We start from the raw sequence: 15328 nt of genomic DNA, 5'->3' as shown, positions 1-15328 counted from the left end.
CCCCGCACGTGCGGGCTTCCCGCGCTCCGAACCGGAACCTGACAGCGACAACCCCGCACGTGCGGGCTTTCCGCGCCCCGGACCACAACCCGACAGCGACAACCCCGCACGTGCGGGCTTCCCGCGCTCCGGTCCGAGCGGCGCCGACGGGCGTGGGCTGCGAGATCCAGGCTGGTTGGGGCTACGCTGGTCCTGTTGTTGAGCTTTCCGTTTGTGAAGTAGTGGCAGAACCGGTCCTCACGGGACCGAGCAGCTTTCTGAGCAGAGGTACGCACCAGGCATCACCAACGCCGGGCCCCACGGCAGTCGTGGGGTCCTCGCTCAGAGAGAAAGGCCATCCCATGGCTACTGGCACCGTGAAGTGGTTCAACGCCGAGAAGGGCTTCGGCTTCATCGCCCCCGACGACGGCTCCGCCGACGTCTTCGCCCACTACTCGGCCATCAACTCCAGCGGCTACCGCTCGCTCGACGAGAACGCCAAGGTCGAGTACGAGACCACGCAGGGCCAGAAGGGCCCGCAGGCGTCGAACATCACCGTCATCGGCTGACGTTCGTCACCACCGCGCCGCGAGGCGCACCACGCAACGCCGTCCGGCACCGCCGGGCGGCGTTCGTGCGTCCGGGGCCGGGCACGAGCCGACACGTTCCCCGACTCCTGCACACCCCGCCCCCGCGGGGGAGGTCAGGCGACCGGGGTGCGCTCGACCTCGAGGAGGATGCCGGCCCGCGGGTTGCGGCGGACACCGACGAGCCCGGTGACCTTCTCGACGAGGTCGGACATCCGCGCCGGCAGGCCGTACTTCGCGACGACCGCGGCCCGGACCTGCGCGACCTCCTCGGGCGAGCGGACGACGACGCCCTCGCCGCGGTAGGTCGGCGCCCCGTCCTCGACGGCGCCGCGCACCGAGCACGGCCGCAGCTCGACCCGACGGGTGTGGCCGAGGCGCTTGGTCTTGCCGGTCGCGTCGACCGTGATGACGGCGAGCCGGTCGGTGCCGTCGACGGCGGGCGCGACCCACACCGGGGTCGACACCGCGCGCCCGTCGCGGCGGAAGGTCGTCAGCGAGACGTACTTCGCGGACGCGAGGGGGTGGTCGGCGGCGCTCATGCGCCCAGCGTAGGGACCGTGCGAGCGCAAGGCCCCGCCGGCGACCGAGGAGCATCCGGTCGCCGGCGGGGTGGTCGCTGCGGTCAGCGCGGTGACACCGCCGCGGAGCGCTCGGACACCGGACCGTCCCCGACGCTGTTGAACGCGACGACCTCGAAGCGGTACGAGCCCGCCGGCAGGGTGAACGACCGGGTGCGGGCGTTCGCCCCGACGACGGCGACGGTCGGCGAGCCGACCGGGGTGACGCCGTCGGCGTCCATCCGCAGCGCCGTCACCCGGTAGCCCGTGATGGCCGAGCCGCCCGTGCTCGTCGGTGCGTTCCAGTTCGCGCTCGCCGTCAGGGCACCACCGGCCGCGCCCTGGGTCGGGGCGAGCATGACCGCGGCCCCGGGCACCCCGGCGGGGGTGACGGCGTTCGAGGCGGTCGAGAAGGCGCTGGCCCCGAGGGCGTTGACCGCCGCGAGCCGGAACGTGTACGCCGTCCCGTTGGTCAACCCGGTGACCGTCGTGCTCGTCGGCGCGCCCGTCAGGGTGCGGGTCTCGACGACGGTCGTCCCGGTGCGGACCTGCAGCTGGTAGCCCGTGATCGGCTGCCCGCCGGTGTCGCTCGGGGGCGTCCAGGTGAGCAGGGCCGACCCGTCGGCGCGCGCCGCGACGAGCGAGGTCGGGGTGAGCGGCGGCCCCACGGCCGTCACGGCGGTCGACTCCGTCGCGGGCCCGGCCCCGAAGAGGTTCACGGCCTGGACCGTGAAGGTGTAGGACTGCCCGGCGGTGAGCCCGGTGACCGAGCGCGCCCGGATGCCGGTGCCGATGCCGGTGACCCGGCTGACCTCGGCGCCACCCGACTTCACGACGAGCGTGTAGCTCGTGAAGGTCGGGCTGCCGTTGGCCGGCGCCGCCGTCCACGACACCGTCGCGTTGCGGTTGGTCCCGGCGACCGCCGTGACGCTCGCCGGCGCCGCGGGGGTCCGGACGAGGATCCGCTGGTCGCTGAACTGGAGCGCCTCGATGTTCCGCAGCCGGTCGGTGCCGTCACCGCGGGTCGCGCCACCGACGGCCGGGGGCGTGCTCGTCGTGTCCTGGACGCTGATCGTGCCGTCCGCGTTCGTCGTGATGACGTACGTCCCGCGGGTCCCGAGGAACGTCGCGACGTCGCAGTTGCGGGGCGCGGTCGTCCCGCAGTCGGGGGCCGGGGTCACCGGCGTCGTGATGCGACGGACCGCCACGACCTTCCCGGGGTCGACGAGCCCCTTGAAGATCGCCGACTGCAGCGTCATCCCGCTCGTGCCGGGCCCGAAGGTGCCGGTCTTCGCCACGCCCTCGATGAGGTCGGTCGTCCCGAGCTCGGTCGCGGGGTCGGACGGGTCGGTCCGGACGCTGAGGGCCACCCGCAGCTCCTTGTCGCCGTCGATGACGTCGTCGCCGGCGCGGCCCGTGAAGGTGTCGTTGCCACCCCCGCCGAGGAGGATGTCGCCCTCGCCCCAGACGGGGCCGGTGAGCGGGCAGCTGCCGCTCGCCGACAGCGCGGCCGTCTCCTCGGCGGTGCCGACCCACGACGACACCGGCGGGAGGACGTCGGCCAGGCCGTCGATGCGCGCGAGACCGTCCCGGTCGATGGCGTCGCAGCCGGTGAAGCCGCCACCGCCGACGAGCCGCGGGAACGCGAGGACGTTGGTCGTCCCCTTGATCTTGTCGTTGAGCGGTCCGCCGGAGACCGCCTCGGTCTCCTGCCACCGGTCGCGGTTGGTGATCACCTGGATGGGCAGGCCGCCGAGGTTGTTGTTGATCATCAGGTCGTCGTCGGCGGCGACCGTGTCGTACTGGTGGATGGCCCAGTCGAAGCCTCCCGCACCGGCGTTGCGGTCGACCGCCGCGTTCTGCGCCATGATGTCGTCGCCGCCCTCGGCGTCGTAGTCGTTCTCGCCGACCTGGCCGACGAAGACGTCGTTGCCGGGGGCCGTCTCGGCCGGGTCGTCGAAGAACGGCGCGCCGTGGTCGCCCTGGAGCAGGTCCTGCCCCGTGCCGCCCTGGATCCAGTCGTCGCCACCGCCACCGAAGACGGCGTCGGCGCCCTGCCCGGCGATCACCAGGTCGTTGCCGGGACCGGCGAAGATCTCGTTGTCGTTCGCCCCGCCGTTGAGCAGGTCGTTGCCGTCGTTGCCGTGGACGATGTCGTCACCCGGGCCGGCGTCGATCGCGTCGTTGCCCGGACCGCCCTTCGGCACGTCGGCGCCGTCGGTGTCGGTGATGATGTCGTTGCCGTTGCCGCCGAGGGCCACGTCGTCACCACCACCACCCTCGATGACGTCCGGCCCGTCGCCACCCCAGAAGGTGTCGTTGTCCACGCCACCCGCGACGCGGTCGGCGCCGGAGGTCCCGTCGTAGACGGCCTGGCCGTTGATGCCGGGCGGGTCGACAGTGTTGACCGAGCGGTACTGGATGGTGCCGTCGGGACGACGCAGCAGCAGCTTGGTCTCGTTGCACTCCGAGGCCGGGTCGTCGGCCACGGTGGAACCGCCCGCCGCGTAGCCCGCCGGGGTGCCCGCGAGGTTCGCGAGCTCGAACTTGCAGTCGGCCCGGGCGAACGCGTCGGCCTTGAGCGTCCGCGTCCCGTCGGTGTTGCGCATGATGATCTCGGAGAAGGAGTTCCCCTCGAGCTGCGTGCGCAGGTTCATGCCGGGGGTCCGGGCCAGGTAGTAGAGCCGGTCGTGGTCCTGGAGGTCCTCCATCTGGTTCTGGAAGACGTAGTTGAACGTGCTGCCCAGCATGCCGCCGTTGAGGTTGGTCAGCTCCGCGAGGCCACCGATCCACAGGTCGACGTCGTCGAGCCCGGTCGTCGTCACGCCGGCGGACGTGCTGGCCCAGTCACCCGTGCCAAACATGAAGTCCGCGGCGTCGGCCGGGACCACGTCGGTCGGTGTCGGGTCGACGATCGCCCGGGCGGCGTCACGTCGGGCCGCCGTCGTGGTGGCGGCCAGGATCGACGGGTGGCGGCCGTAGGCGGCGACGAAGTTGACCAGCGACTCGGGGTGCTTGAGGTGCTGGCCGAGGTCGCTCCAGCTCTCGTAGGGCGTGAGCGCGGCGTCGTGCGTCCGGTCGAAGATCTGCCGTCGGACGTCGTTGAGCGGGGGGACGCCGGCGTCGCGGGCCCGCGTGATGTTGAGCGTCGCGAGGTCGAGGGGGAGGCCGAGCAGGTTGTTGCGGAGGGTCTCGGTGACGAACTCGTCGATCTCGTTGCCGGTCTGGTCGGAGGAGCCCATGAAGACCGCCCCGGCGCCCTGCTCGGCCGTCAGCGTGCCCGCCGGGCCTCCGTCGTACAGCGACGGTGGGGAGAGGAAGGCGTCGAGCAGCGGCAGCGAGGCATCGGTCTCGGAGCCGTCAGGGGCCACGACGTGGCGCGAGACGGTCTCGTCGAGCATCGAGTGCCCGAACCGGTACACGGCGTGGGCGAACTCGGCGCTGATGGCCGGGTTCACGTCCGGCGAGTACACGTGGAACGGCCGGATGGCCGGCTGCACCTTGCGGCCGAACTCCTCGAACACGAGGTGCTGGTACTCCATCTCGGTGACGAAGCGGGCGGCCTGGAACAGGCGCTGGCCGTAGGTCCACGACCCGGTGCCGTCGGCACCGGAGACCCCGACCGCCTGCCACTGGGCGAGCGCGGCCCGGCCGGTGGCCGTGGTGTCGCCCTCGAGCGTGGTGCGGATGGCGTCGACGAGCCGGTTGTGCTCCGAGTGGAAGACCTGGTGCACGGAGGTCAGCGCGATGTTCTCGTTGCACCGGCCGTCGCCGCAGGCGGCGTGCGACGCGAGGAGCTCGTCGTCGTAGGTACCCGGCGCGGTCGGCCCGGTGTTCACCACGGAGTCGGCGTCCGGCGTCGGCCAGGTGTCGCCCACGCCGTCGTGGTCGGTGTCGACCTGCGAGGGGTCGGCGTTGTGCGCGATGTCCGTGAGGAACGGGGTGTCGAAGTGCGCGGCGTCGGCGGGGACCGGCACCGGGGTGGCGGTGTCGCCCTCGACCAGACCGCTCGCGGTCACGTACTGCGGCAGGCCGCGGGCCGGGCCCGGGAGGAAGTTGCCGTAGGGGTCGACGGCGAGCATCGGCACGTCGAGCGCGTCCCGGTCGGACAGCTCGAGGCCCAGCAGCTCGCGGGCCTGCTTGCGCACCGCCGCCCACGTCGACTCACCACCGGTCATGTCGGGTGAGCCCGTGTAGGTCTGCCCGGCGCCGAGGCCGTCGAGGAGCTTGCCCGCGGCGACCGCCGCCGGGCTGGTGGAGCCGACCGCGCCGGTGGCGGCGCGGTACTCGCGCAGGAACACCTGGTGCGAGGCGTGCGAGGTGTAGGTCTGGCTCTGGTCGACCCACGGGGTGTCGGTGTTGACGGCCTCCTGCACGTCGTCGGCCGTGCCGAGGACGTGGTCGTCGCCCGCCTGGTTGCGGGCCCGGGTCAGGACCATGAAGCGGCGCGACGCCGGGACCTCGTCACCCGTGCCGGCGCGGCCGTCCGGGCCGAGGGTCACCAGCGGGTCGTCGGCCTTGAGCGGGACGTACACGGTGGCTCCGCCCTTGACCGTCTGGTCGACGCCGTGGTCGAAGAACTGCCCGAAGAAGGTGAAGAGGCTGTTGTACGGCGGGGAGAGACCCACGTCGGTCGTGATGTTGGGGATGAAGAGCGTCTGGTGGCTCGGCGTGCACCCGGGCGGGTCCGCGACGATCGGCGGGTCGGTCGACGGGTCGGGGTCGGTGGTGCAGGGCACGGCCGTCGGGTTGGTGCTCTGCGAGCGCACCGGGTGCCCCGCGGCGGCGACGGCGGCCGGGTTGGTCACCGTCTGGTCGGCGATGAGGTTGCTGATGACACGCGGCTGGGCGTCGACGACGTTGCCGGTCTTCTGCGTGTAGCTCGTGTCGCCGGGGGCGCCGACGGGCAGGCTCGGGGTGATGGGGTCCGCGTCCCGGAAGACCGGTGTGGTCAGCCGGGGGAAGAGCTCGTCGGCCGAGGCGACGCGGAAGGTGCCGGCGGTCTTGAGGTTGTTGCACGAGCCGTCGACCGTCCGCAGACCGTAGGCCGTGAGGATGTCGGGGACCTGCTCGGCGTCCGGGATGCCGTCCCCGGCCTTGTTGAGGAGCGTCCCGCAGGGGTCCGCGGCCGTGAAGGTCGTCGAGTGCCGCTCGGCGATCTTGATCTGCTTGAGGATGAACGCCAGGTCGCCCGTGGTCACGGTGAACCCGGATCCGACCGTCGCCGCGGACGCCGGCGCCACGAGCGCCGGGACGGTGCCTCCCGCCACCGTCGCTGCCACGACGGCGACCACCACGTGTCGCCATCCCCGGCGGGGCCGGCCCGCCGCACGGAGTCCGGGCCCTCGGAGCCCCTGTCGCCTGCTGCTGTACCCGACCATGGCGGTCCCGCTTCCCCGGCGCCCCTGCGCGCCGATCCGGGCAGGGTCCCGCCGCCACCTTGGGGTTGCCTTGGGGTCGTCGCCCCGGCCGGCCGGTAGCGTCGGCGCCGTGGGAGCCGTCATCGACCTCAACGCCGACCTCGGCGAGTCCTTCGGGGCGTGGACGCTCGGCGACGACGCCGCGATGCTCCGGGTCGTGACCAGCGCGAACGTCGCCTGCGGCTTCCACGCGGGTGACCCCACGACCATCCGCCGGACCGTCGCGCAGGCCGCGGCCGCCGGCGTGGTCGTCGGCGCGCAGGTCGGCTACCGCGACCTCGCGGGGTTCGGGCGGCGCCGCATCGACATCCCGCCGGAGGACCTGACCGCCGACGTGCTCTACCAGCTCGGCGCGCTCGAGGCGATGTGCCGGGTGGCCGGCACGCGCGTCCGGTACGTCAAGCCGCACGGCGCGCTCTACACGACGGCCGCGGTGGACGAGGGGCAGGCGCGGGCGGTCGTCGACGCCGTCGTCGCGTGGGACGCCTCGCTCCCGGTGATGGGTCTGCCCGGCTCGGTCCTGCTGACGATCTCGGCGGACGCCGGCCTGGCGACCGTCGCCGAGGCCTTCGCCGACCGCGGATACGACGCCGCGGGCCGGCTCGTGCCACGCCGTGACCCCGGCGCGCTCGTGACCGACCCCGCGCAGGTCGCCGCACGGGTCGTGCGGATGGTGCGCGACGGCGTCGTCGAGGCCGTCGACGGCACGCTCGTCCCCGTCACCCCCGACTCCGTGTGCGTCCACGGCGACACCCCCGGCGCGGTCGCCGTCACTCAGGCCGTCCGCGACGCGCTGGCGGCGGCCGGCATCGGCCTGCGGGCGGTCGTCGAGCCGTGAGCGGCGTCCCCGTGCAGGTCCTGCCCGCCGGGGAGCACGCCGTCCTCGTCGAGGCGCCCGGCCTGGCCGAGGTCCTCGCGCTGGCCGTCGCGGTCCGGGCCGCGGTCGCCCGAGGCGGCGCGCCGTGGTCTGGCGTGACCGACGTCGTCCCCGCCGCCCGGACTCTCCTGCTCGTCGGTGACCGGCTCGACCCGGCCCCCGTCGCGGATGCCGTCCGCACGCTGGCCGCGGTCGTCCACGCCGACGCCTCGACCCCCACCGACGGCGACCTCGTCGAGGTGCCGGTGCGCTACGACGGGCCGGACCTCGACGACGTGGCCCGGCTGACCGGCCTGACCGCCGGGGAGGTCGTCGCCGCGCACACCGGCACGCCCTGGCGCGTCGCCTTCGGCGGGTTCGCGCCGGGGTTCGCCTACCTCGTCGGCGGCGACCCGCGGCTGCGCGTGCCGCGCCGCGACACCCCGCGCCCCTCGGTGCCGGCGGGGTCGGTCGGGCTGGCCGGGGAGTTCTCCGGTGTCTACCCGCGCGCCTCGCCCGGCGGCTGGCGACTCGTCGGCACGACGGACGTCGTGCTGTGGGACGCCGAGCGCGAGCCGCCCGCGCTGCTGCGCCCTGGTGGGCTCGTCCGCTTCGTGGCGGTGGACGGATGACGTCCGCGCTCGAGGTCGTGCGCACGGGGGCGCAGGTGCTGCTCGAGGACGCCGGGCGGCTGGGGCTCGCCGCGGTCGGGGTGGGCCGGTCCGGGGCCGCCGACAGAGGCGCGTACCGGCTGGCCTGCCGGCTCGTCGGGCACCGGGACGACCCGGCGGCGCTCGAGGTGCTGCTCGGTGGGCTCGTCGTCCGGGCGCGGGGCCGCGTGCTCGTCGCCGTCACCGGGGCGGTGGGACCGCTCGTGGTCGACGGCCGGCCGGCGCCCCACGCCGCCGTGCTGGAGCTGCGCGACGGCGCCGAGCTGGCCCTCGGCGCGCCCACCGCAGGCCTGCGCTCCTACCTCGCGGTGCGCGGTGGCCTCGACGTGCCGGCCGTGCTCGGCTCGCGCTCGACCGACGTCCTGTCCGGGCTCGGCCCGGCCCCGGTGCGGCCCGGGGACGTCCTGCCGGTCGGACCCGCGCCGGCGACCTTCCCGCACGTCGACCACGCCGTGGTGCCGCCTCCGGAGCCGGGTGAGGTCGTCCTCGACGCGCTGCCGGGGCCACGCACCTCGTGGGTCGGCGGCCTCGCGGCGGTGACCCGGGGCGGCTGGGTCGTCGGCCCGGACAGCGACCGGGTCGGCGTGCGGCTCCGGCCGGTCGACGCCCCCGTCGAGCGCCTCCCGGAGCACGCGGCCGACGAGCTCCCGAGCGAGGGGATGGTGCGCGGCGCCGTCCAGCTGCCGCCCGGCGGCGAGGCCGTCGTGTTCCTCGCCGACCACCCGGTGACCGGCGGCTACCCGGTCGTCGCCGTGCTGACCGAGGCCTCGGCCGATCGCGCCGCCCAGCTGCGCCCCGGACAGGCCGTGCGCCTGCGCGCGGTCACGACCCCGGCCCGCTGACGCCACCGGCCCGCCGCCCCGCCGACCGCACCCCGGCATCCGTCGGCTCCTCGGCCCCTCCCACCCGTCGAGTGAACAGGACACGCCGTGTGCGCCGGCCCGCAGGCGGCGCGTCCTGCTCACTCGACGGGGTGCACCCGGCCGAGGTGCGCGAGCAGGAGGGACGCGGGGTCGGTCGCCCGCGGCGGCACCGGGGGCGCGAAGCGCGGATGGCGCACGCCGGCCGGCACGCGGCGCAGGGCCACGGGCAGCAGGGCGGCGGCGAGCAGCGGCGGGAACGGCGCCGGCGACCCGAGCGCGGCGGCGACGTCCCACCCGTGCACCGCGACCTCCACCGACGACACCTCGAGCGCCACGTCCGGCTCCAGGCGCCGGTCGCCGACGAGCACCGGCCCCGGACCGCCGTCGCGCACCCACCCCTCGAGGAGGGCGCAGCCCAGCACGCGCAGGTGGTCGGCGAGCACGGTCGGCCGGCGGGAGGTCGGCGGCGGCCCGACGCTCGCCATCCGGCCGAGCGAGAGCTCGGTGACGACCTCGAGGGAGTCGACCATGTGCACGAGGAGGTCGGCGAGCGTCCAGGCGGCGCAGGGGGTCGGCCGGTCGGCGTCGTCGTCGGTGACCCCCACGAGGACGCCGCGGGTCCAGGCCAGCGACCGGTCCAGCAGCTCCACGTCGACCCCCGGACGGCAGTCCGCGGGGTGCACGCTCACTCCCCCGGTCGGGCGGGGACGTCGTCCGGCCCGAGCTGCTCCGGCAGCCCGGCCAGCGCGAAGTACGCGGGGTCGAAGAACACGACGGCGTGCTTGACGAGCGGGCCCTCGAGCTCGAGCACCTGCAGCTGGAAGGGCCGGAAGACGTCGCCGCCCGGGCCCTCCTCGCGCATGTAGAGGCCGAACGCCGGCTGCCCGTTGCACGTCGTCGGCAGCATCGGCATGTCGTAGGTGCCGCCGGGGCACTGGGTGTCGACGAGCTCGGCGATGGTGCGCGGCCCCTGGTACCACCCGGCGAAGGGCGGCATCTCCCAGACGGCGTCCTGCGTGAACAGGCGCGCGATGGCGTCGGGGTCCTTGCGCCAGAACGCGTCGACGTACCGGTCGAGGAGGGCGCGCTGCTCGTCGTCGAGCTCGGCGCGCGGGGCGTCCGGTGTGGGGGCGACGTCGCCGAGGGTCGCGCGGGCCCGCTGGAGCGCGCTGTTGACCGACGCGACCGACGAGCCGGTGGCCTCCGCGACCTCGGCCGCGGACCAGCGCAGGACGTCGCGCAGGACGAGGACGGCCCGCTGGCGCGCCGGCAGGTGCTGCAGCGCCGCGACGAAGGCCAGCCGGACGGTGTCGCGCTCGGCGACGACGTCGGCCGGGTCGGCGGTGCCGAGGAGCGCGGCGTCCGGCATCGGGCCGAGCCACGGGACCTCGGTGCGCTCGTCGAGCGGGTCGGCACCCTCGGAGGAGGCCGTGCCGAGGCCGGACGGCAGCGGGCGGCGGTCCTTGCCCTCGAGCGCGGTGAGGCAGACGTTGGTCGCGATGCGGTGCAGCCACGTGCGCAGCGAGGAGCGCCCCTCGAACGAGCCGTACGCCCGCCACGCGCGCAGGTAGACCTCCTGCACGAGGTCCTCGGCGTCGCTCGGCGACCCCGTCATCCGGTAGCAGTGCGCGAGCAGCTCGCGGCGGTACCGGCCGACGGCGGCGTCGAAGTCGGTGTCGGCGTCGGCGCGGGTGCCCCCGTCGGCCGCGGCCCGGGTCGGTGAGCCCGTGGACGTCATCGCGGTCCTCCTCCCGGCACCCCCGTGGTGCCTCTCAGCCGTACCGACCGGCGTCGGCCGCCGAACTCATCGCCGCGGCGACGATGACTTCCGGCCGGTGTCCCGGTCGATCCCACCATGACGACCACCGATTCCACCACCCTCGACGCCCCCGCGGCCCCCGCGGCGGCGGCCCCGGACGCCCCGGCACGCACCTACCCGGTGCTGCGCTGGCTCGTCGCGGCGACCTTCACCGTCATCCTCAACGAGACCGTGATGGTCAACGCGATCCCCCGCCTCATGGTCCAGTTCGACGTGGGCGCCCGTGCGGCACAGTGGCTCTCGACGGCGTTCATGCTGACGATGGCCGTCGTCATCCCGGTCACGGGCTGGTTCCTGCAGCGGGTCACGACCCGGCAGGCCTTCACCGTGGCGATGTCGGTCTTCGGCGTGGGCACGCTCGTCTGCGCGCTCGCGCCGACCTTCCCGGTCCTCGTCGGCGGCCGGGTCGTCCAGGCGGCCGGCACCGCCGTGATGATGCCGCTGCTCATGACGACGCTCATGACGGTCGTCGACGAGCGCGACCGCGGCCGGGTCATGGGCAACGTCACGCTCGCCATCTCGGTGGCGCCCGCGCTCGGGCCGGCGCTCTCGGGCGTCGTGCTCGCCGCGGCCGGGTGGCGCTGGCTGTTCGGGCTCGTCCTGCCGGTCGTCGTGCTCGTCGGCGTCGCCGGGCTGCGCCGCCTCACCGACGTCGGCGAGGTGCGCGCCTCGCGCGTCGACTGGGCGAGCGTCGTCCTGTCGGCCCTCGGCTTCGGGGCGCTCGTCTACGGCCTGAGCCGGGTCGGCGAGGAGCACCCCGGGGCGGTGCCCGCGTGGGGCTGGGCGCTCGGCGGCGTGCTCGTCGTCGCGGGCTTCGTCCTGCGCCAGCGCGCCCTGACGCGGCGGTCCGAGCCGCTCCTCGACCTGCGCGCCCTGACCCACCGCACGTACGCGGTCTCGCTCGCGATGCAGTCGCTCGCCTTCCTCACGATGCTCGGCGCGATGATCCTCCTGCCGCTCTACCTCCAGGACCTGCGCGGCCTCTCCCCGCTGCAGACCGGGCTGCTCGTCGCGCCGGGCGGCATCGCGATGGGTCTGCTCGGGCCGGTGGTCGGGCGGGTCCTCGACCGGGTGGGGGCGCGACCGCTCGTCGTGCCGGGCTCGCTCGGGGTCCTGGCCTCGCTCGCCGCGCTCTCCCGCCTCACCGACGGGACGCCGTACGTCCTCCTCCTCGCGGTGCAGGTGCTCCTCATGGTCTCGCTCGCGGCGCTGTTCACGCCGGCCTTCACCCTCGGCCTCGGCGCCCTGCCCGCGCACCTCTACGCCCACGGGTCCTCCCTGCTCGGCACGGCCCAGCAGGTGTCCGCGGCGGTCGGCACGGCGCTGACGGTGACCGTGCTCTCGTGGCGGTCGGCGCAGCTGGCGGCGGGCGGCGCCGGCGAGGCCGCGGCGTACGTCGGCGGGGTGCGTGCGGCCTTCAGCGTCGCGGCCGTCCTCGCGGTCGGCGTCGTCGGCCTCGCCCTGCTCCTGCCGAACCGCCTGCCGCCGACGGCCGGCCTCGAGAGCGGGGAGGGCGCACCGGCCGCCCACTGACGCGGCTCCTCGCCCTCCCGGATGCTCCCGCGCCTCCCGCGACCTTCGCGGTGGCGCGGGAGCATCCGGGAGTCAGCACGGCGGACACCGTTCGGGTTCCGAGGTTGCCGCGTCGCCGGACGGGGTAGCCCCGGGGTGCGGTGCGCCGCTGGGGCGGGCCGGGACGAACGGAGTGACCATGGCACAGGACCAGGACGACCGGGCCACGGTGGTCGAGCTCGTGGGGCGCGCCCAGTCGGCGATGCTCACGACGATGACCCCCGACGGCGACCACGTGAGCCGACCGATGGCCGTGCAGGAGACCGAGTTCGACGGGGACCTGTGGTTCTTCGTCGACGAGGGCTCGGACAAGGTGCGCCAGATCCGCGAGAACCCCCGCGTCAACGTGTCCTTCTCCAACGACCGCAAGAGCGAGTGGACCTCCATCAGCGGCCGCGCCGAGGTGGTCCACGACCGGGCCAAGGCCGAGGAGCTGTGGGCCAAGCCGCTCGAGACGTGGTTCCCCGACGGCCTCGAGACCCCCGGCCTCGCGCTTGTCAAGGTCCACGGCGAGACCGCCGAGTACTGGGACGCGGCCACGAGCCGGGTCAAGCAGATGCTGGGGATGGCCCGGGCCATCCGCCGCGACGACCCCGACGAGTTCCCCGTCGACCACCGCACCGTCGAGCTCTGACCCCCGCGGGTGGCCGGCGTCAGCGGATGCCGGCCACCTCCTCGTCCGTGGCGTCCTGCGGGTGCTCCTCGACGCTGCGGGAGTCGGTGAGGGACGAGGCGCCCCAGGTCGCGACGACCCCGACGAGGAGCGCGAGCACGAGGTAGGTCACCCGCTCACCCCGGAAGAACGCGTCGACGAGGTCGCTCCCCCACCGGCCCGCCGGCAGCGACCGGGTGACGAGGAGCGCGACGAGCGTGCCGACGACGGCGACGCCCACGCTGGACCCGACCTCCTGCGCCGTGTCGTTGAGCGCGGTGCCGATGGACGTGCGGTTGGCCGGCATGGCGTCGACGAGGGCGACGGCGCAGGTGGTCATCACCGTGCGCAGGCCGAGGGTGAGCACGACCATCGCCGCCGCCACGGCGGGGTAGCCGTGCGAGACGCCCCAGGCCATCCCGGCGAGCGAGGCCGTGAGCAGTCCCGCGCCGACGAGGCACGCGACCCGGTGGCCGAGGTGCCCGACCAGCCGCTCCGTGACCGGGGTCGCGAGGAGCATCGTCGCGACCATCGGCAGGTTGGCCAGCCCGGCGCGCACCGGGCTCCAGCCATAGGCGTACTGGAAGTGCAGGATCAGCCCGAACATCACGCCGGCCATGGCGATCGACGTGCCGACCTGCGCCAGCGCCGCGCCCCGAACCGTCCCGGTGCGCACGAGCGCGAGGTCGAGCATCGGGGACGGCGTGCGGCGCTCGTGCCGCACGAAGGCGACCACCGCCAGGGCCGCCCCGACGAGCGCGGCCACGGTCCACGCCGAGAGCCAGCCGTGCTCGACCCCGCTGGTCAGCGACCAGCAGCCGAGGCCGATGGCGGCGAGGCTGAGCACCGTGCCACCGAGGTCGAGGCGGTCGTCGGTCAGGTCCTCGCGGCGGTCGGCCGGGACGCCGAGCCGGACGCCCACCCAGGCGAGGAGGGCGATCGGGGCGTTGACGAGCAGCAGCCACTCCCACCGGACGTGCGCGAGCGCGGTGCCGCCGAGCAGCGGTCCGAGGACGAAGCCGGACATGCCGACGACGATCATCACCGTCATCGCCCGCATCCGCAGGGCCTGGTCGCCGAACAGCCGGAAGACGAGCGAGTTGGTGATCGGGGCCATCGCGGCGGCGGCGACCCCGAGCGCGGCACGCACGAGGACGAGCTCGCCGGTCGTCGAGACGGCGGCCACGGTGAGGCTCACGAGGCCGAAGACCGCGAGGCCGACGAGGAGGACCCGGCGGCGGCCGAGCCGGTCGGCCATCGAGCCGGCGGTGAGCAGCAGGCCCCCGAAGGTCAACGAGTAGGCGCCGGTGACCCACTGGAGGGCGGTCGTCCCGCTGCCGAGGTCGCGGCCGATGGTCGGCAGCGCCACGGTGAGCAGCGTGTTGTCGACCATCTCGACGAAGAAGGCGAGGCAGAGGGCGGCCAGCGGCACCCAGGCGGCGCGGAGGGACGGGTACGTGCGGGGCGCGGTGGCCGGGATGGAGGTCATGGCGCCTCCTCTCTGAATCGAACGTCGTTCGGTAGTCGAACGACGTTCGAGACTATAGAACGTTGTTCGGTCCGCGGCAAGACCCCGCGTCCGGGTGTGGTCTCATGGGGGCGTGCCCCCTCGTCGACGCGCCTCGCACTCGCTGGAGTCCGTCCTCACCGAGGCCGTCGCCCTGCTCGACGAGCACGGGGAGCCCGGGCTGAACTTCCGCGCGCTGGCCGGGCGGCTCGGTGGTGGCGTCGGCAGCGTGTACTGGTACGTCTCGAGCAAGGACGAGCTGCTCGACCGGGCCTCGGACCACGTCCTCGCGGGCGTCCTCGCCGACGTCCGCGACGTCGGCGGCGCCGACCCGGTCGACGACCTGCGCACCATCGCCGTCACCCTCTTCGACGCGATCGTCGAGCGCCCGTGGCTCGGTGCCTACTTCATGCGCAACACGCTCGTGCAGCCCAACGCCCTGCGCCTGTTCGAGAAGCTCGGCCAGCAGGCCCTGCGCCTGGACCTCACGCCACGCCAGCGCTTCCACGCGGTGTCCGCGGTCGTCGGCTTCGTCGTCGGCACCGCGGCCGACCTCGGGCAGGACCCCCCGGCCGAGGTGCTCTCGGGCGAGGTCGGGCGCCACGAGTACCTCGACGCCGCGGTCGACCAGTGGCGGGCCCTCGACCCGGTCGAGTTCCCGTACCTCCACGAGATCGCCGACGAGTTCGCCGGCCACGACGACACCGACCAGTTCCGGGCGGGGCTGGACCTGCTGCTCGCCGGGCTGCGTCTCCAGGCCGGCGCCTGACCCCGCCGATCGCAGAAGCTCCCCCGGCACCCGGAGGCTTCCGGGAGCCGAGGGAGCATCCCGGCGAGGTGGC

12 protein-coding genes are annotated in these 15328 nt (G+C 74.6%); 7 read left to right on the top strand and 5 right to left on the bottom strand.

What is annotated here, in order from left to right; translation table 11 throughout:
- Nucleotides 1-341 precede the first annotated feature (341 nt).
- Nucleotides 342-548: a cold-shock protein gene (locus tag J3473_RS04790; RefSeq protein ID WP_030526243.1), complete on the top strand. Its 207-nt coding sequence runs from the start codon at nucleotides 342-344 to the stop codon at nucleotides 546-548.
- 134 nt (nucleotides 549-682) lie between these two features.
- On the opposite strand, the gene J3473_RS04785 is transcribed toward J3473_RS04790, so the two are convergent.
- Nucleotides 683-1108, bottom strand: a complete 426-nt coding sequence (locus J3473_RS04785) for a PPOX class F420-dependent oxidoreductase (RefSeq protein ID WP_030526242.1) — start codon at nucleotides 1106-1108, stop codon at nucleotides 683-685.
- 83 nt (nucleotides 1109-1191) lie between these two features.
- Nucleotides 1192-6327, bottom strand: coding sequence for a peroxidase family protein (locus J3473_RS04780; RefSeq protein WP_242525690.1), 5136 nt, complete (start codon nucleotides 6325-6327; stop codon nucleotides 1192-1194).
- A gap of 289 nt (nucleotides 6328-6616) precedes the next feature.
- On the opposite strand from J3473_RS04780, the gene J3473_RS04775 reads away from it, so the two are divergent.
- The 3 genes from J3473_RS04775 to J3473_RS04765 are packed head-to-tail and all read left to right on the top strand — an operon-like array spanning nucleotide 6617 to nucleotide 8915.
- On the top strand, nucleotides 6617-7384 hold the full coding sequence (locus J3473_RS04775) for a LamB/YcsF family protein (RefSeq protein WP_242525689.1): 768 nt from the start codon (nucleotides 6617-6619) through the stop codon (nucleotides 7382-7384).
- On the top strand, nucleotides 7381-8034 hold the full coding sequence (locus tag J3473_RS04770; RefSeq protein WP_242525688.1) for an allophanate hydrolase subunit 1: 654 nt from the start codon (nucleotides 7381-7383) through the stop codon (nucleotides 8032-8034). Before J3473_RS04775 ends, J3473_RS04770 begins: the two co-directional genes overlap by 4 nt.
- The gene (locus J3473_RS04765) at nucleotides 8031-8915 is read left to right on the top strand and encodes a biotin-dependent carboxyltransferase family protein (protein ID WP_207022139.1); all 885 of its coding nucleotides are present in this window, start codon (nucleotides 8031-8033) and stop codon (nucleotides 8913-8915) included. Before J3473_RS04770 ends, J3473_RS04765 begins: the two co-directional genes overlap by 4 nt.
- Nucleotides 8916-9034: 119 nt before the next feature.
- Here J3473_RS04765 and J3473_RS04760 read toward each other — a convergent pair whose 3' ends face one another.
- Complete coding sequence (locus J3473_RS04760) at nucleotides 9035-9586, bottom strand: maleylpyruvate isomerase family mycothiol-dependent enzyme (RefSeq protein ID WP_207022138.1); 552 nt, start codon at nucleotides 9584-9586, stop codon at nucleotides 9035-9037.
- 35 nt (nucleotides 9587-9621) lie between these two features.
- Entirely contained in the window at nucleotides 9622-10674 is a 1053-nt protein-coding gene (locus tag J3473_RS04755; RefSeq protein ID WP_051749960.1) for a sigma-70 family RNA polymerase sigma factor, read from the bottom strand.
- Nucleotides 10675-10791: 117 nt separating this feature from the next.
- Between J3473_RS04755 and J3473_RS04750 the strand changes: the two genes are divergently transcribed.
- A complete protein-coding gene (locus tag J3473_RS04750; protein WP_207022137.1) occupies nucleotides 10792-12288 on the top strand; it encodes a DHA2 family efflux MFS transporter permease subunit in 1497 nt (498 codons plus the stop codon).
- A gap of 178 nt (nucleotides 12289-12466) precedes the next feature.
- Nucleotides 12467-12961: a pyridoxamine 5'-phosphate oxidase family protein gene (locus J3473_RS04745; protein WP_207022136.1), complete on the top strand. Its 495-nt coding sequence runs from the start codon at nucleotides 12467-12469 to the stop codon at nucleotides 12959-12961.
- Nucleotides 12962-12980: 19 nt separating this feature from the next.
- Here J3473_RS04745 and J3473_RS04740 read toward each other — a convergent pair whose 3' ends face one another.
- On the bottom strand, nucleotides 12981-14468 hold the full coding sequence (locus J3473_RS04740; protein WP_207022135.1) for an MFS transporter: 1488 nt from the start codon (nucleotides 14466-14468) through the stop codon (nucleotides 12981-12983).
- Nucleotides 14469-14580: 112 nt separating this feature from the next.
- Between J3473_RS04740 and J3473_RS04735 the strand changes: the two genes are divergently transcribed.
- A complete protein-coding gene (locus J3473_RS04735; RefSeq protein ID WP_030526232.1) occupies nucleotides 14581-15255 on the top strand; it encodes a TetR/AcrR family transcriptional regulator in 675 nt (224 codons plus the stop codon).
- The last annotated feature ends 73 nt before the right edge of the window (nucleotides 15256-15328 follow it).

Source organism: Phycicoccus sp. DTK01 (assembly GCF_017312765.1).
GTDB lineage: Bacteria > Actinomycetota > Actinomycetes > Actinomycetales > Dermatophilaceae > Phycicoccus > Phycicoccus jejuensis.
Note: the sequence above shows the minus strand (reverse complement) of the source record. Positions and strands in the feature narration are given on the sequence as shown.